The organism is Flavobacteriales bacterium (assembly GCA_016700415.1).
Taxonomy (GTDB): domain Bacteria; phylum Bacteroidota; class Bacteroidia; order Flavobacteriales_F; family PHOS-HE28; genus PHOS-HE28.
In genome coordinates this window covers 3,317,963-3,340,612 of the sequence record CP065018.1, presented here as the reverse complement: position 1 = coordinate 3,340,612, position 22,650 = coordinate 3,317,963, and the positions used below count along the sequence as shown (strand labels likewise).

Sequence of the window (22,650 nt, the reverse complement as noted above, 5' to 3'; positions counted from 1 at the left end):
TGAATTCAACCCCGTTCGGAACGCAAAGCCTCCAACGCCGCCCCGATCTCATCCACCGAAAAGCCCTTGCCCATAAAGTGCCGGACCAATTTTCCTTTCCGGATGAACGGCTCCTCGTGCTTCAGCTTTTCCCAGCGCTTGGCCGCGGCCACTTGCAACTGGTCCGATGCCTCTTCGCCATCGATCGCCTTCAAGCCAAGTGTGATGCAGGCTTCCGAAACACGCTTCCCCTTCAAGGCCTGTTCGATCTTCCGTAGGCCCCAACCCTTCTGCCTGCTTTTACTCACGGCGTAGTGCTCCGCGAAACGGGCCTCGTTCAAAAAACCTTCACCGATGAGCTGCGCGATGATCTGTTCCACCTGCTCTTGATGCCCACCCCACGAATAGGCCTTGTCCCGCACTTCCTGCTGGCAACGCTCTTGGCGGGCGCAATAGGCGCGGGCTTTGGCCAAGAGTTCGGGTTCGGAGAATTGATGGTCAGCCATATGCCGCTAGCTTCAAGCCACAAGCTTACCCACCGGAGGTCTAACAGCACGAACCCAAGCTTGTGGCTTGCAGCTTATGGCTTGAAGATTGAGTTCAAAGAAGATCAAACAGCCACCTCCTTCCCCTCGCCGTCAAAGACGTGGAACTCGAGGTAGCGGCTGGAGCCCTGTGGCACCACCTTCACCCATTTCTTCCAACGCCACCACCACTTTTGTTGGATGCTGGGCAGGCCCTTGGTGAAGTAGGCCGCAACGAACGGATGCACATGAAGGCTCACGCCGCTCATGTCCTTTTCCGAGATCAGGTAGTTGAGGCCGTTCTCGATCTCGTCGATGATGAGCACGGGTGCGCTCACCTCGCCGGTGCCGCCGCAGGTGGGGCAGCTCTCGCTGGTGTCGATCTCGGTCTCGGGGCGCACGCGTTGGCGCGTCATTTCGATCACCCCGAATTTGCTCGGCGGAAGTACGTTGTGTTTGGCCTTGTCGTCGGCCATGGCGTCCTTCAATTCCTTGTGGAGCGTGCGGCGGTTATCGGCCTCATAAAGGTCGATGAAGTCCACGCAGATGATGCCGCCCATATCGCGCAGGCGCAGCAGGCGTGCGATCTCGCGTGCCGCTTCCACGTTGATCTCCAGCGCGTTGACCTCCTGGGTGTTGCGCCCGCCTTTGCGGCTGCCACTGTTGACGTCCACCACGTGCATGGCCTCGGTCTTCTCCACGATGAGGTAGCCGCCGCTGGGCAGCATCACCTGCCTGCCGAAAGCCTGCTTGATCTGCTTGTTGATGCCGTAGTTGTCGAAGATGTCGAGCTTGCCCTTGTAGTGCTTTACGATGTCCTTCTTCTCCGGTGCGGTGCGCTCGATGGTGTCCTTCACTTCCTCGTAGAGCAGCTCGTCGTCCACGATAATACTGGTGAAGTCCTTGTTGAGCACGTCGCGGAGGACGGCGCTGGTGCGGTCGATCTCACCGAGCACCTTCTTGGGCGGTATGGCATTGTGCAGGTTGCGGAACATCTCGTCCCAGCGCTGCATCAATGTCTTCAGGTCGGCCTCGAGGTCCTCGGTGGCCTTGCCTTCCGCGTTGGTGCGGATGATAATGCCGAAATTCTTCGGGCGGATGGCCTGCATCAGGGCCTTGAGGCGCTTGCGCTCGGTCTCGTCGGTAAGGCGGCTGCTGATGCTGACCTTGTTGATGAAAGGCACCAGCACCATGTAGCGCCCTGCGAGGGTCACTTCCGCGGTAAGGCGCGGGCCCTTGGTGCTGATCGGCTCCTTTGCTATCTGCACCAGGATGCTCTGGCTGGCGCTGAGCACTTCGGACAGTTTGCCGTCCTTGGTGATGTCCACTTCGGGTTTCCAACCTTCCAGCAGGGAGGTCTTCACCGTACCACTGACGGCGCCCTTGGCGAACTTATAGCTGTTGCGGTACTGCGGGCCGAGGTCGAAGTAGTGCAGGAAAGCGTCCTTCTCGTGCCCAACGTCCACGAAGGCCGCGTTGAGGCCGGGGGCCACTTTGCGCACCTTGGCCAAGTAAATGTCGCCTACGGCAAAGCCCCGCTCCGTCCGCTCGCGGTGAAGCTCCATGAGGAGCTTGTCGCGCAGGACGGCGATGGCTACTTCGCTCCCTTGGGAGCGGATGATCAGATCTACGCTCACGGGAAAAAGGGGTAAGGTTGCGCGCCTCTTGGCGCAAAATGCCCGAACGGCGGACCGCGTCCCGCCAAATGCGGAACGGGGCCATGCCGGGCGTCAACGCCTACCGGTTCTTCTTCTTGTGACGGTTCTTGCGCAAGCGCTTCTTCCGCTTGTGGGTGGACATCTTATGTCGCTTCCTTTTCTTACCGCAGGGCATATGTGCTCAGTGTTGGTGCTTGTTCTTGATATCGGCGATGAACCGGTCGGCCCCGTTGATCAGGGCGGTATCGGTCACTAAAGTCTTGTAGGTCTCCAAAGCCGCGAGGGCCTTGTCGGTGCTGTCTAATGAGGCGTAGGCCTGGCCTAAGTAGGCATAGGCGTCCGGATACTCTTTGCCGTCCAGCTCGATGGTCTTCCGGAAGCGCTCCATGGCCTTGTCGTACTGGCCGGTCTGCCAGCTGAAGAGGCCCAGATGGTACTGCGCCTCCACGTTGTCCGGCTCCTCGTCGGCCAGCGCTTTCAGCTTCAGGATTGTCTGCATGGGCGGCTTGCCTGCGGCCAGTTCGCTGAGGATGGCGGAGACCTTGGGGTTCTTGCTGGTCATCGCTTCGCGCGGGCCGTCAGCGGTGGGGGTGGAACCGCTGTTGGGGTCCTCGCTCACACGGGCACTGGTGGCGTCGGCGGCATTCTTGGCGGCAGCTTCGGAAGGTGTGCGCGGGGCCATGGCGAGAAGCGCCACCACCAGTGCGGCGGCAACGATCATTAGCCAATGGTTGCGCTTCAATCCCATTAGGCAGGCTGCTTGACGCGGTTCTTTACCTTGTCCACGAAGACGTCCGCCGGCTTGAAGAAGGGGATGTCGTGGGCAGGGATGATGATGGTGGTGTTGTTCTTCAGGATGCGCCCGGTCTTCTGTGCGCGGTGCTTCACCAGAAAGCTGCCGAAGCCGCGCAGGTGCACGTCCTCACCGCCTTCCAAGGTGTTCTTCACCTGGTCCATGAACGCCTCGATGGTATTGAGCACCACCTCGCGCTCGATGCCTGTCTTACCGCTTATGGATGCCACCAGTTCCGCCTTCGTCATTCGGTCCTTCCTTTTTTCGGGCTGCGAAGATAACGCTCTTTTCGATCCGCACCGCATCTTTGTCACTGGATGTCAAGTCGTTCGTGGTTTTCAAAGCTCCTTCTGCCGTGGTACCGGGAAAACCACCGCCCCCTGCCTTGGCGGGGGACGAAGGACCCGTACCTCATCTGGCTCAGCGAGGTGATGCTCCAGCAAACGCGCGTGGACCAAGGGCTTGGCTACTATTTGCGCTTCACCGAGCGCTGGCCAACCGTGGCGAAGTTGGCCGCCGCGCATGAGAACGAGGTGCTGAAGGTGTGGCAAGGCTTGGGCTACTACAGCCGCGCCCGCAACCTGCTGAAGGCCGCCCGGCAGGTGATGGAAGAACACGGCGGAAAATTCCCCGACAACCATGAGGGCCTGCTGAAGCTGAAAGGCGTGGGCGACTACACTGCGGCAGCGATCGCTTCCATCTGCTTCCACCGGCCCGAAGCCGTGGTCGATGGCAACGTGTTCCGCGTGCTGGCCCGCTCCTTTGGCATCGACACACCAATTGACAGCACCGCCGGGCGAAAACAGTTCAAGGAATTGGCCACGGAACTGTTAGACGCGAAGCATCCCGGCGACCACAACCAAGCGGTGATGGAACTGGGGGCCACGGTCTGCACGCCCAAAAGCCCGGACTGCATGCATTGCCCGCTACAGGCGCAGTGCGTCGCCTTTGCCACGGGAACCATTGCATCGCTTCCGGTGAAGCAGGGTAAGACGAAGACCCGAAACCGCTTCTTCAACTACCTGCACATCGCCGCAGGGAACGGGATCACATGCGGCAGCGCAATGGCAAGGACATCTGGACCGGGTTGTATGAGCTTCCGCTGCTCGAAAGCGAAAAGCCACTGACAAAACGCTCGTTGGAAACGGCGCTGCGCAAGAACTTCGGGCAGGGATGGACCAGAACCGACAGTAGTGAAGCCGCCCGGCATGTGCTGAGCCATCAGGTGATCCATGCTGTTTTTTGGACCGTGGCTCCGCCGAAGGCATTCGCGCCGCCGGAAGATTGGGAACGTGTTCCGTTGAAGGAAATGGACGGGCTGGCGGTGCCTCGATTGATCGAGCGGTGGATGGCGAAGGAACAGAACCCTGAATAAAAACAGATCTGGAATTGAGCTGGTCGAACGACAAAAGCAAGCCGTCAGATTCCGACCACCGTTGTGTAAAAGAGGCACAATTCTGTACCTTCAGCCATTCCATCCGAAAATCACAAGGGCAAACCATGTATCGTAAAATCCTGTTGGTGACTTTCTTGATCGGCTTAGGCGGAACAGGCCAAGCCCAACTTCGCAATTCCAACTTGGTGTTCGGAAGTGGCGTGTGGCTCAACATCGGTCCCGAAACCGTGATCTCGGAACTGATGCCCGATACGGTGTCCCAGCGCAACGCCTGCATCAGCGACACGGCCGGGCAGTTTTTGCTGCTTGCCGATGACTTCGGCATCCGTAACGCCATCTTCGAAACCGTTCAAGGAGGTTCGGTGAACGACTTGGCGTGGAATGTTCCGGCTGGCAACTACTTGATCCTGCCCGTGCCGGGATCGATCGACCATTATGCCGTCTTCATCAATGAGCTACCGCCCAGCGCGCGGGCTGGATTCGTAGAAGTTGATATGGGTGCGAACTCCGGTGCGGGGGCCGTGATCGGGAACGGTACCACTTGGTTCATGGAACATACGACCGCAAAGATCAGTGCCACCATGGACGCGACCGGAACCGGGTATTGGGTGGTGCTGCACACGGACGATGATGATGCCTTTCACGCATTCCATTTGTCGGGAACAGGGCTTGATCCTGATCCCGTGACCTCTCAGGTCGGCACCACCTATCTGCCCTCTACTTTCCCAAAGGACAATTTGGATCGAAGGGGCCAGATGACCTTCTCGCTTCAAGGGGACCGGCTTGGAGTCGTCAAGAATGACGTGTCAATTGATACCAGCAAGATCGAACTCTTCAACTTCGACACAGGCACCGGCGTGATTCAATTCTGGACCGAGATCGGGATGGCCTTAGGCATCGACAATGATGGAACCCCCTTCCCGGCCATTTATTCACGGGCAAAGGGGCTGAATTTCGACAACTCAGGTCAATTTCTTTATATCAATCTATTGGACACTGTAGAACCGTTCGTGGACGAGGGTATTGTGCAGCTCGACCTGACCGCCACCCCACCGGACAGCTTATGGAGCCAGTCAGCAACATTTACCGGCTTTGGACCAACCCAGCCAAATTCTTATGACAGCCGCTACGGCTCCAACTTCACCGTGGACGCCTTTGGCTTTCTTCTTGCCCACCCTTGGTACCCCCCGAACCCGGGCTACCAAACTCAATTATTGGAACGGGAATTCCTTCCTCTGGGCGGCTTTGGCAACTACCAATACCCGCAGAGCAAGGTTATGGGCGGCTTTCCCTCTCCTTGTAAGCGTTACTTAGACAGCGCCCCCCTGGCCACAGGAATATGTGAGGCCCACACTATTGTGGCGATCGGTCTACGACCAAATCCCATGATCGACCGTGCAGCCTTGGTGTTCAACGGCACCGCCCGCCCGGAACGTGTGATCTGGCGCGATGCCTTGGGCCGTATGGTCCGGCGATCTGCGGTCGGGCAGGTCGGTCCTACCTACACCCTGGAGCGGGAGGGATTGCCAGCCGGGCTGTACATGGTGGAGGTATTGGGAAAGAAGGGAACGCTTGGCGTGGTGAAGGTGATCTGCGAGTAGGGCCTGGTTTCCGCGATCATTCCACTAAGCGGTCCCTATCTTCGCAAACCCAACTACCCAAGCAATGAGCGGCGTGAACAAAGTGATCCTGATCGGCAACCTCGGCGCCGACCCTGAAGTGCGGCACCTCCAGAATGATGTGACCGTGGCCAACTTCAACCTCGCCACCAGCGAGACTTACAAGGACCGCCAGACCGGCGAAAAGCGCGAGCAGACCGAATGGCACCGCGTGGTGGTGTGGCGCGGCTTGGCCGAAGTGGTGGAGAAATACGTGAAGAAGGGCAGCAAGGTCTACGTGGAAGGCAAGCTGCGCACCCGCAAATGGGAGAAGGACGGCATCGAGCGCTACACCACCGAGATCATGGCGGATAACCTCACGATGTTGGACAGTAAGCCCTCCTATGACGGCCCGCCACAAGCGTCGGCACCACGTCCCGCACAGGCGACGCAGTCCGCCCCTGTAACGGCCGACCCGGGCGCCGATGATGATGACCTTCCTTTCTGAGCTTTGAGACGACGAAGCCGACCTCTCCGGCCGCAGGTACAGCCTGCGGCGCACCCTGAACGGTCCCTGCATTGATGGGGAACTTCGATCCGACCACCCTTGCCGCTTTGATCGGCATTGTGCTGCTTCTGGCCGTCTCAGCGCTCACCGCCGCCAGCGAGGTGGCCTTGTTCTCGCTGAACGCCACCCACATGCGCGACCTCAAGGATCGCGGCGGGACCAGCGGCGCGAATGTGCTGGAGCTGCTTTCCAAGCCCCGCAGGTTGCTTGCGACCATCCTGGTGATGAACAACTTCGCCAACATCGGCGTCACCGTGTTGTCCACCATTGCCGTGGCAGGCCTCTTCGACCTGACGGTCATGGGAGACAGGCTCGTCTTCATCATCCAAGTGATCGCCGTTACCGCCGTGATCCTGTTGCTCGGCGAGGTGTTGCCGAAGGTGTATGCCACCAGCCACCCGATGCGTGTGGCGCAGTTCTTCAGCACCCCCCTGCTGGGCCTGCGCTTCTTCTGGACACCGGTCACCAAACTCCTGCTCAGTACCACCACGGTGATCGAAAAGCGCTACAAGAAACGCGCGAAGAACGTGGACGCCGAATCCTTGGGCCATGCGCTGGAACTGACGACCGACGCCAGCACCACGGCCGAGGAGCAACGTATACTCAGCGGCATCGTGAAGTTCGGCAACATCGAGGCCCGGCAGGTCATGCGCGCCCGCACCGAGATGACCGCCTTCAACAAGGAGATCAGCTTCAAGGACCTGCTGGACGCCATCATTGCCAGCGGTTTTTCCCGCGTGCCCGTGTATGAAGAGACCGCCGATCACGTGGTGGGCGTGCTCTACATCAAGGACGTGCTGCCGCACATCGCGGCCGTGGACTTCGATTGGAACACATTGCTGCGGCCCGCCTATTTCGTGCCCGAGAACAAGAAGCTGGACGAGCTGCTGAAGGAATTCCAGAAAAAGCACGTCCACTTGGCCATTGTGGTGGACGAGTACGGCGGCACCAGCGGGATCATCACCTTGGAGGATGTGATCGAGGAGATCGTGGGTGACATCACGGACGAGTATGATGACGTGGACTTGATCTACAGCAAGCTGGACGACCAGACGTATGTCTTCGAGGGCAAGGCACCGCTCACCGACATGTACCGCATCCTCGAGATCGACGGCAAACTCTTCGAGGAGCACAAAGGGGATAGCGAGACCCTGGGCGGCTTTGTGCTGGAGCTTACCGGAAAGATCCCCCAAAAAGGCGAGCGCGTCACCCTGCACAATTTCGATTTCACGGTGGAGAGCGCTGACAACAAGCGGGTACGGCGGGTGAAGGTCCATATTCGGAATGAAGCGGTTTAGGGCGGGCCCGGTTGTCAGTTATCAGTTGTCGGTTGTCAGGCGGGCGATTGAGCTGCCTGCTGCTCTTGGCTTCGTGTTCCTGATCGTTCTTGCTTCCGGGTGTTCTGACGACGCTATTCCCAAGCCGCGCGGTTACTTCCGCATTGATCTGCCAGTGGACAGCACCAACACCGTTGCGAGCAATTGCCCGTTCACCGCGGAAGTTCCCGTGTATGCCCACCTGATGAAAGGCGCCGGCACGGGCGATGGGGATGGCACGGTCTGCTGGACGGACCTGCTCTTCCCCGGCCAACGCGCGGCCGTTCACATGACCTGGCGCAGCGTCCACGGCGACCTTCCGGAACTGATCAACGACGCGCACGAGTTCAAGGCAAAGCACGAGTCCATGGCCACGCGGATCAGGGCCGAGGAAGTACTTCGGGACAGCGCCCGTGTGTTCGGGACGATCTTCGACGTGGACGGCAACGTGGCCAGCCCGATGGTGTTCTACCTCACCGACAGCACTTCGAACTTCCTGTACGGCGCGCTCTACTTCGACGTGCGGCCCAACTCGGACTCACTAGCTCCCGTGACCGAGCGCATCCGGGCGGACATCCGCCGCTTCGCGCACACCCTCCACTGGGGCGGCCAAGCCGGTGTGGTGAAGGACGTTCAGCAAAGCGGTAAGTAGCAGCAGCGCGCCCAATTGGTGCATGACGCCCAAGGGCAGCCACACCTGCGTCACCAGCGTGAGCACCCCCAAGGTGAACTGCACCAGCATCACACCGTAGAGCCAGCGATCACCTCCCTTCAGCGCGGTGTTCTTCCGGTTGGCATAGCCGAACCAGGTGATCGCGATCATCACCACCCAGGCGAAGTTGCGGTGGATGAACTGGACGCCGTCCTTGTGATCGGTGAAGTCCTTCCAAAGGCTGCCGAACGCGGTGACGTTCTCCGGCATGAACTCGCCGTTCATCAAGGGCCAGGTGTTATAGATCCGGCCCGCATCGAGGCCCGCAGTGAAAGCACCGTAGATGATCTGCAGTGCGACGATCGCCAACAGCCAGCGCGACCACTTTCCTGCGGAAGTGCCGTCGCTGACGTAACCGCGCCGACCACGGTGGATGTCGAAGATGGTCCAGAGCACGAGGCTGTATATGGTGAACGCGGCACAGAGGTGGATCGCCAGACGGTAGTGGCTCACGTCCGGGTTGTCCTGCAAGCCGCTGGCCACCATGAACCAGCCCAACGCACCCACCAGCCCGCCGCCGATGAGGATGCTCCAGCCGCGCTTCATCAGCCAGCCCTTCAGCAGGCCCTTCCGCCAGAAAATGACGAAGGGCACGAAGAACACGAGGCCCATCAAGCGGCCCCAGTTGCGATGCAGGAATTCCCAGAAGAAGATCCCCTTGAAATCACTCAGCGTCATGTGCTGGTTGATCAAGGTGTACTCCGGGATCAGCTTGTACTTCTCAAAAGCCACGTGCCATTCCGTATCGTTCATCGGCGGCAAAGCCCCCATGATCGGCTTCCACTCCGTGATGCTCAACCCGCTGCCGGTGAGCCGGGTGACACCGCCGATGGCCACCATACAGGCGATCATCGCACAACCGACCCACAACCAGATCACAACTGGCCGCAAACGCCGCGCGCTTTCGTTCAACATAGGGCGCGAAATTAGTTGTCAGCGTTTGCTCTGAGTTCCGCAAAGCGGAACCATCTGCGTTCATCTGCGCCATCTGCGGTTTTTCCTCAGAAAGCTGCGGGTGCCGTTAGGCGGACGTTCAAATCGTGTTCAGCTTCACCTGTCCATTCGCCACAACCCCAAGCGCTTTCCCGGTGAAGCGATGGCCGATGAAAGGCGTGTTCCGCGAGCGGCTCACAATATCCTTGTCACTGAACATCCATTGATGCTCAGGCGCGAACAGGGTGATCTCTGCCATCTCTCCTTCCACGAGGTGCGGAACGGAAAGACCCAGTGCGGCGCGCGGCCCTTGGCAGAAACGCTCCACAATGCGGCGTGCGGTCATGCGGCTCTTGAGCGCGGTGTTGGCCACGGAGTATGCGGTTTCCAGGCCGATCATCCCGAAAGCCGCCTGCGCAAATTCCACCTTCTTGTGCTCGGTGTCCTCCGGCCGGTGGTCACTGACGATGCTGTCGATGGTGCCGTCCTTCACGCCTTCGCGCAGCGCCTCGATGTGGGCGGGATCGCGCAGTGGCGGCATCACTTTGTAGTTCGTGTCGAAGCCGCGCAGGCAGCCGTCGTCGAGTAGCAGATGATGTGCCGCCACGCTGGCCGTGACATTCAGCTTCTTCGCCTTCGCTCTGCGGATCAGCTCCACTTCCTCAGCCGTGCTCACCACGTCCACATGCAGACGTGAACCGGTGTATTCCAACAGTTCCAGGTCGCGGGCCAGTTGGATGGACCCGGCCATGGCGGGGATGCCGCGCATGCCTAAGCGCGTGCTCATCACACCCTCGTGCATCTGCCCTTGGGCGCTGAGGTGCGCGTCCTGCGCGAAGGCCATCACACGCCCATCGAAGTTCTTTACGTACTGCAAGGCCAACAGCATCAGGCGCGTGTTCCGGGCCGGTGACACGTCATCGGTGAAAGCCACGGCACCGGCTTGGTGCATGTCATACAGTTCCGCGAGCTGCTCGCCTTTCAGCCCTTTCGTGAGCGCGCCCAACGGCAGCACGCGCACGGCGTGATCCTGCCCTTTCCGCAGCAGGTATTCCACGGTGGCCCGCTGATCCACGGGCGGTGCAGTGTTCGGCAATACGGCCACTGCGGTGAAACCACCGGCGGCCGCAGCGTCCAAGCCGTTGGTGAGGCCTTCCTTGTATTCCTCGCCGGGATCGCGGAAGTGTGCGCGGAGGTCCACCCAGCCCGGTGAGACATGCAGCCCTTCGATCTCCACCACCTCCCCTTGTCCCTTGGGCAGCTTGGCTCCGGCTTTTGTGATCCGGCCATCGACGATCTGCAGGTCGGTGACGGTGTCGTGGAGCGGACCGCCGGGGTCCAGCACCTTCACTTGGCGGAGCAGAACATCTTTCATCGGATGGTGCGGATCAAGAAGATCTCCAGGATCAAAAATAATAGAGCCGCCAAGATGAACCATTTCCACAGCTTGGTGCCTTGGTCCAGGTCCTTCAGGCTCGCGGCCAGCTCCTTGCCGGTCTGCTCCAGCACGGTGATGGTGGTGATGCCGCGCTGTGCCAGTTGCTCTTTCAGTTGGTCCGGCGTGAAGGCGTTGAGGTCGCCCTCGTTGCGCGACAGGTCGAGCGCGAGTATCGCCACGGTGTCGTCGTTGGCCGTCACCGCATACGGGCCTGGACTGAGGTCCTCATCGTGCAGCACCAACGAAACGCCGCCCACGGTGCGCCTCACTTCGGGGATGATATCGATGCCGCCGGGGCCTTTCAGATGCGGTGCCGCCTCACCTTGCAGGTCCACACCTTCCAAGGGTATCGCAGCCTCATCACCGATGATGTGGTAGAGCGCACCCATCGGACGGGCCAGTTCCGCCATGCGCAACATGGAGGTGACGAACAGCGCGTGACGGTTGAAAGTGCCGCCGGAAGCGTCCAGTGGCGCGGCGCAGAGGTAGACGCGACCTTTCTCCAGAGGCGTGGAACTGAGGAAGGCCGCGCCGGTCTGCAGCCGCAGGAAAACATCCGCGGAAGGCGCAGGGGTGATCGCGAAGCGTGTGCGCACCAGCGGTAGGTCCACGTTGGCGGGCATGCTGCTGAAGACGTCCCGGAAGAAGGGCGAGCGCAGGTCGATGCGTTCCACCTTCACCGTAGTGGTGTCCTTCGCGCCGAAGCCCGCACCGAAGCGCGCCAAAGTGGTGCGATACGAAGCGGGATCAGCATCGGCAGTGGGGAAAAGCGCCAAGCTTCCACCACCGGCAACGAATTCCTCCAACGCACTGGCCAGTCCGCTGGGGATGTCCGGCAGTGCGTTCAGTACTACGAGGTCCTGCTGGGCCAGCGAGGCAAGGTCGATCTGCCGGTACGGCTGCGTGCTGAAGGCATGGACGCTGTCACCGGCGAACACCGCTGCGATGTCCTTGTCGCTGGCCGCATTGCCACCGCTCACCAAGAGGACGTGCAGCTTTTCCGCCGTACGGTAGGCGATGTGGAAGTCGTTGTCGAAGGTGATCGGCCGGTCGTCGATGGAAACCAGTCCGCGATGGAAGCCCGTGGCGTCGTTGGTGAAGCTCAGCACGGTATCCACCTTGGTGTCCGCCCCGATGCCGAAGGTGGCCATGGCCCGCTGACGCCCGTCGATGGTGAGTTTCAGCGGTACGTTGCGCAGTTCCTGCTTGCCATAGTTCTGCACGCGCACATGCAGCGCCTCGGTCTGCCCGAGGCGGCGCACAGGGTTCTCGAACCACACCGAATCGATGGCGAGGTTGTCCGCGTTGGCAGCTTCCAGCGGCACGATCACCGTCTTCACCGTGCTGTCGTTCGTCCATTGGTCCACGTCCGTGGTCACGCGCTGCAGGTCGGTGAAAAGGAAAGCCAACTTCGCCGGGGCATCGCTGCGCGAAAGGGCCTCGTGCTGGCGCTCCATCACCTGCGAAAGAGGACGGGCGTAAGGCCCCACCTCCACCTGTCCGGCCGCGGCCAGCGCTTCATCGCGGCCCATCAGCATCTGTTGGCGGCCCTCGAAACGGTTGGTGATCACCTGGAAACGGTCCGTGGGGCTGTAGGCCATCACCGCGTCCTGCGCACCTGTGCGGGCCTGATCCAGCAGCCTTCCACCGCTGTTCTGCCCGTCCATGCTCCAGCTATCATCGAGGTACAGGCTCACTGCCCGTTGCCCGGCCTTCACCGCCCCGCTGGTGGACTTTTTGTAGGGCTGCGCGAAGGCCAGCACGAGGCAGGCCAACGCCAACATCCGCGCCAGCAGCACTAACCAGTGCCGTACCTTCTTGCGGGAACGCGTCTGCTGCGTCACCTCTTGGAGGAAGCGTACGTTGGGAAAATCGATCCGCTTGAACCGCCGAAGCTGGAAGAGGTGGATGATCACCGGGATGGCCAACGCTGTGAGCGCCCAGAGAAAAGAGGGGAAGAGGAAGGCCATGGGGGCCGCAAAGGTGGTTGATAGTTGGCAGTTCTTTCGCCTAGTTGTCCGTTGTCAGTTGTTAGTTGTCAGGGTTCTTGGCCAGTTCACTTTGAAAGATACCCCATTGGCTACTATCAGATCCGAGCCGGAAAACCACACGCCCGAGCCACTGCGCGAGGAAGCTGGGACAGTCCTGACAACTGACAACGAGCAACTGACAACTATTCCCCCCTCAGCTTACTATGCCTCCTGCTGTACAGGAAGTAGACAGCCAAACCCGCGGCCATCCAGCCGAAGAAGACCACCCAGCTTTTCGCGGGGATCTCGATCATCAGGTAGGCGCAGCTCAGCATGCCGATGCACGGGATCAGCGAATAGCGCCTGCGGAACGACTGTACCGCCGTGCCCAGCGCGAACACCGCGAAGGCTGTCAGCAGCACGGCCTGGCGGTCCAAGTGCATGGTGCTCACCGCGTGGAGAAGGCGTTCCCGATCGAGCACGAAGTAGGCCAGCACCAGCAGCGGCACCAGGAAGCGGCCGTTGATGTAGGGGATCTGGAAGCGCTTGCGGCCTTGGGCGTCCAAGCGGCTAAGGCGCGGCAGTACCAGCACGCCGCCGCACACCAGCGTGAAGGCGAACAAGGTGCCGATGGAAGTAAGGTCCGTGATGATGTCGCTCGGTGCGAAGAGTGCCGGGATGCCCACCACCAGTCCGGTGATCACGGTGGCGAAGGCAGGTGTTCCGAATTTGCGGTGCAGGTGCCCGAAGCGCGGCGGTAAAAGTCCGTCGCGGCTCATGCTCATCCAGATGCGCGGCTGCCCCAGCTGGAACACCAATAACACACTTGTGGCGGCCAGTACCGCGCCGACGCTTACAGCGAACCCGACTCCGGGAAGGTTGATCCTGTTGAAGACAAAGGCCAGCGGGTCCATCACGCCTTTGAATTCTGCAGAAGGCACCATGCCGGTGAGCACCAACGCGGTGATGCAGTAGATCACCGTGCAGATGATCAGTGAATACATCATGCTGCGCGGCAGGTCGCGTTGCGGGTCCTTGCACTCTTCCGCCGTGGTGCTGATCGCATCGAAACCGATGTAGGCGAAGAACACCGCGCTGACGCCCTTCAGCACGCCGCCCATGCCGTTGGGCAGGAAAGGCACATAGTTCGCGCCCTTGATGTACCAGAGCCCGATCAGCGCCACCGCGGCCAGGATGACAAGCTTCACGATCACCATCAGGTTCGCGGCCTTTTTGCTTTCGTGGATGCCGATGTAGACCAAGGCTGTCACCAACACGGTGATCAACGCCGCTGGTATGTTCATGATCACATGCATGCCGCCGACCATCGGTGCGGTGGTCCATGCCAGCGCTTCCGTGGCCTGCCCGGTAGCGAGCGCATGTTTGAAGGCCTCCTCGGCACCCATCGGATCCGTGGTGAGCCAGGTGGGAAGATGCAGCCCGAAGCCCGCCAGGATGTTCGTGAAGTAGCTGCTCCACGAGATCGCCACAACGACGTTGCCGATCGCGTATTCCAAGATCAGCGCCCAGCCGATGATCCACGCCACCACCTCCCCGAAGCTGACGTAACTATAGGTATACGCGCTGCCGCTCACGGGCACCCGGCCCGCGAACTCCGCATAGCACAAGGCCGTGAGGCCGCAGACCGCCGCCGTGATGATGAAGAGGAAGACCACACCGGGGCCGCCTTCGTATGCCGCCGCACCCACCGTACTGAAGATCCCCGCACCGATCACTGCCGCAACACCCATCAACGTCAGGTCGCGCACCGTGAGCGTGCGTTTCATGCCCTGATGGCCGTCCGCCTCCCGCTGGGCATGGTCACGCATGATGCGTTCCACGGACTTTTTGCGGAAGAGCTGATTCGACATGGGCGGGCAAAGTAGGTAAAGACCGGATAGATAACCGCAGATGACGCAGATGAGCGCAGATGAAATACGGGAGGGATCGGTGCTGGTTTACCGCAACGGACGCAACGGACGCAACGGGATCCCCGCCATTCCCGGTGATGGCCGAGCCAAACAGGCGATCGGCCTTCGCAAGTCTCCTTGGAATTCAGTCCCTCAAATACGTTGCGCACCGTTGCGTCCGTAGCGGTCGTTGCGGTTAAAATCCGTCTTCGTGTTCTTAGTGTCCCTGGCTCCCGAAGGGATGCCTTTGTGGTACTCTTTACACCAACGCCAAGGCCTGCTCCAGATCCGCGATCAACGCCTCCGGATCCTCCAGCCCAACATAGATCCGCACCAGGTCCCAAGGCAGTTCACCCTGCGGCATGCCTGGGCCGATCACTGCTGCCGTGGGGAATTGCAGCGATTCGTAGCCGCCCCAGCTCACCGCCAGCAGGAAGCGTTGCAATCCGTTGCAGAAGCGCTCTACACCGGCGATGTCGGCGGCCTTCACGCGGATGCTCATCAGGCCGGCGCAGCGCTTCATTTGTTTCCTCGCCAGCGGCTCCTGTGGAAAGCTCTTCAAGAAAGGCCAGTTCACCTTCGAGACCTTTGGATGCGCTTCTAGGAAGTTCGCTACGCGTTCGGCGCTGTCGGCGCTGCGATGGACGCGCAGTTCCAAGGTGCGCAGGCCGCGCATCAGCAGCCATGCATCGTGCGGTGAAGGCGCCGCGCCGAGCGTCATGAATTCCTTGGCCATCACTTGGCGGATGTGTTCCTTGCTTCCGGCCAGCACGCCGCAGACCACGTCGCTGTGACCGTTGAGGTACTTCGTTCCGGAATGCGCCACGAGGTCGATGCCGAGATCGATCGGATTCTGAAAAAGCGGACTGTTGTAGCTGTTGTCGCAAAGCGTGAGGATGCCGTGCGCCTTCGCGATCGCCGCCACGGCACTCAGGTCTTGCAATTCGAAGATGATAGAGTTCGGGCTTTCCAGGATGAAGAGCCGCGTTTCCGGCGTGATCGCCTTGCGGAAGTTCTCCGCATCGGTGCCGTCCACGTAGGTGGTGCTGACGTTGAAGCGCACCAGCAGTTCGGACAGCAGCTTGGTGGTCCAGCTGTAGGGCTTTTTCACGCAGACGATGTGGTCGCCCGCCTTCACGAAGCTCATCACGCCCGCCGCTATGGCCGCGCTGCCGCTACTGAAGAGCAAGGCATCCTCGGCGTGTTCCAGCGCTGCCAGCTTCTTCCGCACGATGGCGACCGTGGGGTTCACGCCCCGCGTGTACAGCGGCACGTCGAACTCGTTGCGCATGGCGTTGCGCAGGGCCTCCACCGTGGGATAGGTGAAGTTGCCGCTCTGCGCGATCGGTGGCACCACGGCGTTGTAACCAGCCTCGCGGTCTTCGCCGAGGTGGTTGAGGATGTAGGAGAGGTCGTCGGGTTTCAAGGTGCTTGCCTATTGGGCCGGAAAGGTATCGGTGCGAGGCAGGCGCTATTGAACCTCCCGCTTCCAAAACACAAAGCCGTTCTTCCTTCCGATCTCCTTCAACCCCGGTATTGCGGCCACTTCCTCCGCGCTGGTCACCTTGCACACCACGTACACCGGCCTGTCCACAGCGCCGTGCAGGAGCCATTCCTCGTCGTACGCCCGTGGGTCGGTGATGGGCGGCATGTCGCTGTAGAACCATTGGGCGTAGCTCTTGTAGTTTTTGGTGAGCACGTAGCATTTCTCGCCTTGTCGCTGCTGGAAGAACTCCACCGCCGCGCGCTGGGAGTAGCCTTCGATGCGGTTGATGAAGTAGTACAGCGTGATGGTGACGAAGAGCGCCGTGCCGCCGAAGACCGTCACGATGCCGCTACGGTATTGCGCCTTGGAGAAGAAGCGGTGGCCGAGGTAGAGGATCACCACCATCCACACGCCCGCCAGCGCTTCCCAGCCGGTCCAGTGGACGTTCGCCATCAGGTTCCCTTGGGCGAATGCATCGTTCTTCAGCAAGGGCGCGATGAGCTCCGGATGCATGCCGAGGTAAGGCAGCACAAGTGTCACCACCGCGAAGAGCGTTCCGATGGCGCCCATCAGCAGCCGTGACCATTGCGTGGCTTTTCCGCCGTTCCACAGGCGTTCCAATTGCAGCGCGGCGAGGAAGGTGAGCGGGAAATAGCAGAGGCTGCTGTAGTGGACGATCTTGGTTTTGACTATTGTGAAGAGGATGAGGACTACCCAGAAGAGGATAAGCATCCACTTTCTGTAGTTGTCAGTTGTCCCGATATTCATCGGGAGTTGTCGGTTGTCAGGCGCCTGCCGACCGTTCTCCGACCTTTTAGCCGACTTAAGCATTTCCTGCAATGCGAAGACCGATGCTGGGAAGCAGCCGATGAGCAGGATGACGAAGTGATAGCCGAAGAAGCCTCCGTGACCGGCGTCTTCGGAGGAGAGCATGGCCACTTGGCGCCAGAAGAAGGCAGTGATGAAAGTCGGTCCGTTGTGGAGCAAGTCCGCGCCGAACCAGAGGCCGGGGACGATGAGCAGCATGGCGAACATCAGTAGGACCCGCGGGATGGAGACGTAGAGTTTGAAGCGGTTCATCACCCAATACACCAGCGCGCACAGGGCGGGGATCAGGATACCTACCGGGCCTTTGGTGAGCACCGCCAGTCCAAGCCAAACGCCCGCTAGCACCGAGGCGATGTTCTTCTCCCGGTTAGATACATCCGCGCTGGCGGGGGTATCGCTCATGCGAATGAATGCCAGGAAGCCGAGGAAGATGAAGAGGTTGAACCACGGGTCGATGATGCCGCTGCGGAAGTAGAGGTGCGGCAGGATGGAGCCGACGTAGGCCAGCACCCACAGCAGGCCAAAGAGCCGTCCGCGCATGCGATCGCCGATGCGGAAGAGGACGAGCAAGGTGACGATGCCGCAGATGGCATCCGGGAAGCGCGCGGCGAATTCATTCACGCCGAAGGCGGACATGCTGACGGCCTGCATCCACATGAAGAGCGGCGGCTTTTCATAGAAGGGCACGTAGCCGATCTGCGGCTGCAGCCAGTTGTGCGTGGCGAGCATCTCGCGGGCGATCTCCGCGAAGTTGATCTCGTCCCAATCAAACAGGTGTACGGCACCGAGGCCGGGGATGAAGAGCAGCGCGGCAACGAGCGCGATCAGCAGCTGGACCTGTAGCTTGGATAGACTGCGCATGAGCGGCCCGAAGGTAGCCGCAGAGGGCTGGATCCTAGCCCGCCTAGCGGCGGACTTACTGAAAGGTTAACCGCAGATCACGCAGATGGACGCAGATAATGCGTCGGAGACCTGGACACGGCATTCCGGATCACGGGTCACCAATTTCACAATTCGGGGAACAGCATTCGGCCGCAGGCCGCATCTGCGCAGATCTGCGTCATCTGCGGTTCTTCTCTCCATGATCAATGGTAGGGGGCCGATTCACCGCTTTCCGAGCAGCTTCCACCCCATAAGCCCCGTACGCGCCAAGAAGTAACGCCAAGACACGTTGAGCACACCAAAGCCATACTTCATGCTGCGGCTGAAGTTGATGGAGCTGGCCTCGTCGAAGTATTTGGTGGGGCAGGTGACCTCGGCGATGTCGAACCGGTTCCAGAAGATCTGGCCGATCATCTGGTTGTCAAAGACGAAATCGTCCGAGCAGCGGTGGTACTCGCATTTCCGCAGCACGTCCACGGAATAGGCGCGATAGCCGGTGTGGTACTCGCTGAGCTTTTCGCCCATCAGGATGTTCTGCGTGAGGGTCAGCAGCCGGTTGGCGATGTACTTGTACATGGGCATGCCGCCCTTCAATGCGCCACCACCAAGGATGCGCGAGCCGAAGACCACGGGATAAACGCCGTTGCCGATGATGGACACCATGCTGTGGATCAGCATCGGTGTGTACTGGTAATCCGGGTGCAGCATCACCACGATGTCGCCGCCCAGTTCCAAAGCCTTGTCGTAGCAGCTCTTCTGATTGCCGCCGTAGCCCGTGTTCTTCTCGTGTACCACGATGTGCTTGATGCCAAGGCGCTTGGCCTCCGCCACAGTGGCATCCGGGCTGTTGTCGTCCACGAGCACCACTTCGTCCACGATGTCGAAGGGGATCTCGTCGTAGGTCTGCTTCAAGGTGTGCTGGGCCTTGTAGGCGGGAAGCACCACAATGACTTTTTTGCCTTTGAACATGGAGCGCGAATATCGGGTGTATTTTACCGCAACGACGTTTCTACCGCAAAGGACGCAAAGAGCACAAAGACGTGCCTGCGGCACAGGGCGCTACGGAATGCGAGGGAACCGCAACGTTCGCGCCGGACGCAACGGGAACGCAACGAAATGACATAACCTTCTCTGTGCCTCTGTGGTGAACAAGGACAGCCGCTTCACTTCCGCGTTCCAAGGTTCACCAAGTACACGCCTACGAGGATCACCGCGATCATCAGGAATTGCATGGGCATCAGGATCTCGCCGTCGAAGACGCCCCAGCCGATGGCCACGATGGGCATGAAATAGGTGACCGAGGAGGCCCACACGGCAGAGGTGCGCTTGATGAGCGCGTTCCAGAGGATGAGCGAGATGCCTGTACTGAAGGTTGCCAGTATCGCTGTAAAGCCCAAAGCGGTCCAGGCGTTCGGCACAGTGGCCAAGGTGTGCGGGAGCCCTGTTGCCAACACGCCGATAAGGCCCATCGGCCCTACGATGCTGATGGCCAATACCGACGTGGCCGCAGCAGGCAACATGTACAGCCAGTGCTTGATGATGTTGCCACTGAAACCATAGCACAGCGCACCGATAACTGGAAGCACGGCGTGGACGGTCCACGACGGAAGGCCGTCGCCATGGCGGTAGGCAATGGTGCCCACGGCGCCCGCAAGGCCGAGCAGGATGCCCACCGCGTTGATGGCCCGTATGCGGATGCTGAAAAGCGCGATGCCGACCAGCAAGGTGAAGAGCGGCGTGAGGCTGTTCAGCATGCCCGAAAGCGAGCTGTTGATGCTGGTCTGCGCGATGGCGAACAGGAACGCGGGGATGCCGTTCCCTAGCAGGGCCGTACCCAGCAGCGGCTTCCAGTGCTTGCGAAAGAGGTGTGCGTGCTTGAATAATAAAGGGCTGAGCACGAGCCAGGCGATGAAGAGCCGGGCGCTGGCAAGCTGCATCGGTGAGAGCGCAGGAAGGCCGTCCTGGTACAGGCCGCGCTTCATCAAAATGAAGGAGCTGCCCCAGATCAGCGAGAGGATGCCCAAGAGCAGCCATTTCGTGGTGTCGGGCTTGGTCTCTTCGTGCATCGGGCCGGTGAAAATGCGCGCGAAAGTAGGTGGTCCACAGGTTGATTACCTTTGCGCTCCGCGCATCCCCAAACCCCGCGAAAGATGTTCAAGCCATCCCTCCTCATCGCCACCATCGCTTTGGCCACCGCCTGCTCCGGTCCCGGATCATCCGATGCCGTTTCCGTGGCCTCACGCACGGAGAGCACGATGAACATTACCGAGGGACAGCCCATGGCCACCGCCGACCTCGGCATCAGCGGCATGACCTGCGAGATGATGTGCGGCGGCATGATCAAGAGCGCGCTGGTGAAGGTGCCCGGCGTGGAAACCACCGAGATCGTCTTCCACGACGGTGATGCCATCGGCCATGCCAAGGTCACCTATGACCCGACCAAAGTGGACGATTCCATGCTCGTGCTTGCGGTCCAGGCCTTGGCTGACGGGCAATACAAGGTGGAATCCATCGCCGTGGTGAAGCAGGTGAAGAGTGCTGCTTCGGTCAAACAGCCCAGCGAAAAGGAGGAAGATGACGTGTCGGTCTCCATCATGCCTGAGGTGGCCATGCCGAACCTCGTGTCCACGTTGTTGGCCTTGGTGCGGATCTGAATGATCCGGCCTCAGGGTCCCGAGGCGGAGACCCTGATGGAGCTAGCTAGACACCTTCGCCCCCATTCAGTAACGCCAAGATCTCCTGCTGGATGGAGACGCCCTTGTCCACTGCATACCAGCCGTGGACCTTCGCGTAGATCTCCTCTTTCGGCAGTTGCTGCGCCTCCGGTAGGTCCTTGTTCGCCCACACCATGTCCTGCGCAGTCTTCGGGCGCGGCCCCCAGGTGAACAGCTCCTTCCCGTGGGGGTCGATGGCGATCAACTTGGGAACGCTCCGCCCGCCGTGGGTGAGGTAGCGGTCCATCAATTCCAGGTGCTGATCGCGCAGCACCACCCGCATGCGGATGTTCGGCGCGGCATCCGCGATCAGGACGAGCACCGGCATCACCTGCGAGCTGTCACCGCACCACGGTTCGGTGATCAGCAGCCAGATCATCTCCCGCGCTTGGGCCAAGGCATCGCGCAGCTCCGGGAGCAGTTTTACCGTTTTCTCATTGCGCACGGTCCGTGCCAAATTGAGCTTGGTATAGGCCACCATCTCCTCGCTCTGGTCCGCCCCGGTGGTGCGGCCCTCCTTCACCAACTGTTCCAGCAGGTCCCGGAAAAAGCTTGGCTCCATGGCCGAAGCCGAAGCTGCCAACAAAGCCTCCGGGGTCGCCGCTTGCCGATCGTTCCCGCTCATTGGCCCGAAGAGGCCTGCGCCTGCGTGCTATCGGCGTTCATCGCTTCGAACTTCTTCATCAGTTCCTCGTCGGTGTACTTGAGGTTCTCTATCATCTGCTTGGAGTCCGCAGCGAAACGGTGGTCCGGGAAGCGGTTGATCACTTCGTTATACGCGCTTTCCGCCTCCCCTTTTTGATGAAGGCCGTTGTCGATGGTGAAGGCCTTGAGGTAGTAAGTGTCCGCGATCTTCCGCCAATGCGGGAAATCACGGATGATCCGGTCGTACAGCGCAATACCGCTCTGGGGATCGCCCAAGGTGCTCTTAATGCTGGCGCCGCGGAAGATGTATTCAGGCGTCATCGAGTCCAGCGGATGGAGCTTGGCATAGGCCAGATAGACGTCCAGCAAGGCCTGGGCGCCTTTCCGGTCCACGCCCGGTCGTGCGTACAAGCTGTCCTCCATGGCCTGGATACGGGCCACCGCGAGGGTATCCCCGCCGTTGCCTTCCTTGTCCGGGCCGCCACTTCCGCCACAGGCGCTGAAGAGGAGCATGCCCAAAAGAATGATCGAGGTGGAAAGGGTTGTTCTCATTTCACAGGGGTAAATCTCATTTTGTACTTGGCGTCGGTCTTCCCGCGGCTGATGTCGCGGAGTTTTCCCTTCAGCACGCGCTTGCGCAACGGGGCGATCAAGTCCGTGAAAAGGATGCCGTCCAGGTGGTCGTGCTCATGCTGGAGCACCCGGGCCGCGAATCCTTCAAACTCCTCTTCGTGCTCCTTGAACTTCTCATCCATGTACTGCAACACGATCTTCGGCTGGCGCTCCACGTCCTCGCGGATGCCGGGGATGCTGAGGCAGCCTTCCTCAAAGGCCCACTCCTCCCCTTCCTCCTCCACGATGTAGGGGTTGATGAAGACCTTCTTGAAGTCTTTCAGGTGCGCATCCTCCGTGGGTTCGCCGTCCTCGTCCTCCGCGAAGGGCGAACAGTCCACCACGAAGAGGCGGATACTTTCACCGATCTGCGGGGCGGCCAGGCCCACGCCACTGGCGGCGTACATGGTCTCGTACATGTCGGCGATCAACTGCTTCAAGCCGGGATGGCCGGGCTCGATGTCCTGTGCCACTTTTTTCAGCACCGGGTCGCCATAGGAGCGGATGGGAAGTATCATTGAAGGGCGCGAATTTACGGCGGGGAAGGATGGAACGCAGATGACACTGAAAGAGCGGATTTCCGCTGATAAGGTGAATGGAGACTGGTGATAGGTGACTGGCGATAGGTGATCGGACGGTCGGACTCAAGACTCCCGACTTATAGACTCCCGACTATTAAAACTCACGA

Annotated in this window: 20 protein-coding genes and 1 pseudogene; 6 read left to right on the top strand and 15 right to left on the bottom strand. The window is 60.3% G+C overall.

Annotated features, from left to right (window positions below):
• Positions 1 to 5: 5 nt before the first annotated feature.
• The 4 genes from IPP95_13935 to IPP95_13920 form a co-directional block, all read right to left on the bottom strand.
• Positions 6 to 485: a RecX family transcriptional regulator gene (locus tag IPP95_13935; protein QQS72251.1), complete on the bottom strand. Its 480-nt coding sequence runs from the start codon at positions 483 to 485 to the stop codon at positions 6 to 8.
• A 104-nt stretch (positions 486 to 589) separates the two neighbouring features.
• Positions 590 to 2,140 (bottom strand): Rne/Rng family ribonuclease, encoded by a 1,551-nt coding sequence (locus IPP95_13930; protein ID QQS72250.1) that lies wholly within the window; start codon positions 2,138 to 2,140, stop codon positions 590 to 592.
• A gap of 202 nt (positions 2,141 to 2,342) precedes the next feature.
• Complete coding sequence (locus tag IPP95_13925) at positions 2,343 to 2,882, bottom strand: tetratricopeptide repeat protein (protein ID QQS72249.1); 540 nt, start codon at positions 2,880 to 2,882, stop codon at positions 2,343 to 2,345.
• A gap of 26 nt (positions 2,883 to 2,908) precedes the next feature.
• Positions 2,909 to 3,202, bottom strand: a complete 294-nt coding sequence (locus IPP95_13920; GenBank protein QQS72248.1) for an integration host factor subunit beta — start codon at positions 3,200 to 3,202, stop codon at positions 2,909 to 2,911.
• Positions 3,203 to 3,271: 69 nt separating this feature from the next.
• Between IPP95_13920 and mutY the strand changes: the two are divergent.
• The 5 genes and pseudogenes from mutY (at position 3,272) to IPP95_13895 (ending at position 8,484) form a co-directional block, all read left to right on the top strand.
• Positions 3,272 to 4,329, top strand: a pseudogene (gene mutY, locus IPP95_13915) (A/G-specific adenine glycosylase).
• A 125-nt stretch (positions 4,330 to 4,454) separates the two neighbouring features.
• Positions 4,455 to 5,951, top strand: coding sequence for a T9SS type A sorting domain-containing protein (locus tag IPP95_13910; protein QQS72247.1), 1,497 nt, complete (start codon positions 4,455 to 4,457; stop codon positions 5,949 to 5,951).
• A gap of 64 nt (positions 5,952 to 6,015) precedes the next feature.
• Positions 6,016 to 6,456 carry a single-stranded DNA-binding protein gene (gene ssb, locus IPP95_13905; GenBank protein QQS72246.1) on the top strand — a complete coding sequence of 147 codons (441 nt, stop codon included), beginning with the start codon at positions 6,016 to 6,018 and terminating at the stop codon, positions 6,454 to 6,456.
• 74 nt (positions 6,457 to 6,530) lie between these two features.
• Positions 6,531 to 7,814 carry a gliding motility-associated protein GldE gene (gldE, locus tag IPP95_13900; GenBank protein ID QQS72245.1) on the top strand — a complete coding sequence of 428 codons (1,284 nt, stop codon included), beginning with the start codon at positions 6,531 to 6,533 and terminating at the stop codon, positions 7,812 to 7,814.
• Between the two features lie 73 nt (positions 7,815 to 7,887).
• Positions 7,888 to 8,484: a hypothetical protein gene (locus IPP95_13895; GenBank protein ID QQS72244.1), complete on the top strand. Its 597-nt coding sequence runs from the start codon at positions 7,888 to 7,890 to the stop codon at positions 8,482 to 8,484.
• Here IPP95_13895 and IPP95_13890 read toward each other — a convergent pair.
• The 8 genes from IPP95_13890 to IPP95_13855 form a co-directional block, all read right to left on the bottom strand.
• Positions 8,374 to 9,459 carry a COX15/CtaA family protein gene (locus tag IPP95_13890; protein QQS72243.1) on the bottom strand — a complete coding sequence of 362 codons (1,086 nt, stop codon included), beginning with the start codon at positions 9,457 to 9,459 and terminating at the stop codon, positions 8,374 to 8,376. The genes IPP95_13895 and IPP95_13890 overlap by 111 nt on opposite strands.
• A 118-nt stretch (positions 9,460 to 9,577) precedes the next feature.
• Positions 9,578 to 10,852 (bottom strand): dihydroorotase, encoded by a 1,275-nt coding sequence (locus IPP95_13885; protein QQS72242.1) that lies wholly within the window; start codon positions 10,850 to 10,852, stop codon positions 9,578 to 9,580.
• Entirely contained in the window at positions 10,849 to 12,885 is a 2,037-nt protein-coding gene (locus IPP95_13880) for a BatA domain-containing protein (protein ID QQS72241.1), read from the bottom strand. The genes IPP95_13885 and IPP95_13880 overlap by 4 nt, the downstream gene beginning before the upstream one ends.
• Before the next feature lie 203 nt (positions 12,886 to 13,088).
• The gene (locus tag IPP95_13875; GenBank protein ID QQS72240.1) at positions 13,089 to 14,756 is read right to left on the bottom strand and encodes an amino acid permease; all 1,668 of its coding nucleotides are present in this window, start codon (positions 14,754 to 14,756) and stop codon (positions 13,089 to 13,091) included.
• A 298-nt stretch (positions 14,757 to 15,054) separates the two neighbouring features.
• Positions 15,055 to 16,221 carry an aminotransferase class I/II-fold pyridoxal phosphate-dependent enzyme gene (locus IPP95_13870; protein ID QQS72239.1) on the bottom strand — a complete coding sequence of 389 codons (1,167 nt, stop codon included), beginning with the start codon at positions 16,219 to 16,221 and terminating at the stop codon, positions 15,055 to 15,057.
• A gap of 45 nt (positions 16,222 to 16,266) precedes the next feature.
• Positions 16,267 to 17,970, bottom strand: a complete 1,704-nt coding sequence (locus tag IPP95_13865; protein ID QQS72238.1) for a glycosyltransferase family 39 protein — start codon at positions 17,968 to 17,970, stop codon at positions 16,267 to 16,269.
• Between the two features lie 243 nt (positions 17,971 to 18,213).
• On the bottom strand, positions 18,214 to 18,960 hold the full coding sequence (locus IPP95_13860; protein QQS72237.1) for a glycosyltransferase family 2 protein: 747 nt from the start codon (positions 18,958 to 18,960) through the stop codon (positions 18,214 to 18,216).
• A gap of 194 nt (positions 18,961 to 19,154) precedes the next feature.
• On the bottom strand, positions 19,155 to 20,057 hold the full coding sequence (locus tag IPP95_13855; protein QQS72236.1) for a DMT family transporter: 903 nt from the start codon (positions 20,055 to 20,057) through the stop codon (positions 19,155 to 19,157).
• 84 nt (positions 20,058 to 20,141) lie between these two features.
• On the opposite strand from IPP95_13855, the gene IPP95_13850 reads away from it, so the two are divergent.
• On the top strand, positions 20,142 to 20,645 hold the full coding sequence (locus tag IPP95_13850) for a hypothetical protein (GenBank protein QQS72235.1): 504 nt from the start codon (positions 20,142 to 20,144) through the stop codon (positions 20,643 to 20,645).
• Between the two features lie 46 nt (positions 20,646 to 20,691).
• Here the strand turns inward: IPP95_13850 and IPP95_13845 are convergent, their stop codons facing one another.
• The 3 genes from IPP95_13845 to IPP95_13835 are packed head-to-tail and all read right to left on the bottom strand — an operon-like array spanning position 20,692 to position 22,480.
• Complete coding sequence (locus tag IPP95_13845; GenBank protein QQS72234.1) at positions 20,692 to 21,330, bottom strand: thioredoxin family protein; 639 nt, start codon at positions 21,328 to 21,330, stop codon at positions 20,692 to 20,694.
• Positions 21,327 to 21,902 (bottom strand): hypothetical protein, encoded by a 576-nt coding sequence (locus IPP95_13840; GenBank protein QQS72233.1) that lies wholly within the window; start codon positions 21,900 to 21,902, stop codon positions 21,327 to 21,329. Before IPP95_13840 ends, IPP95_13845 begins: the two co-directional genes overlap by 4 nt.
• A complete protein-coding gene (locus tag IPP95_13835; GenBank protein QQS72232.1) occupies positions 21,899 to 22,480 on the bottom strand; it encodes a peptide deformylase in 582 nt (193 codons plus the stop codon). Before IPP95_13835 ends, IPP95_13840 begins: the two co-directional genes overlap by 4 nt.
• Positions 22,481 to 22,650: the final 170 nt, after the last annotated feature.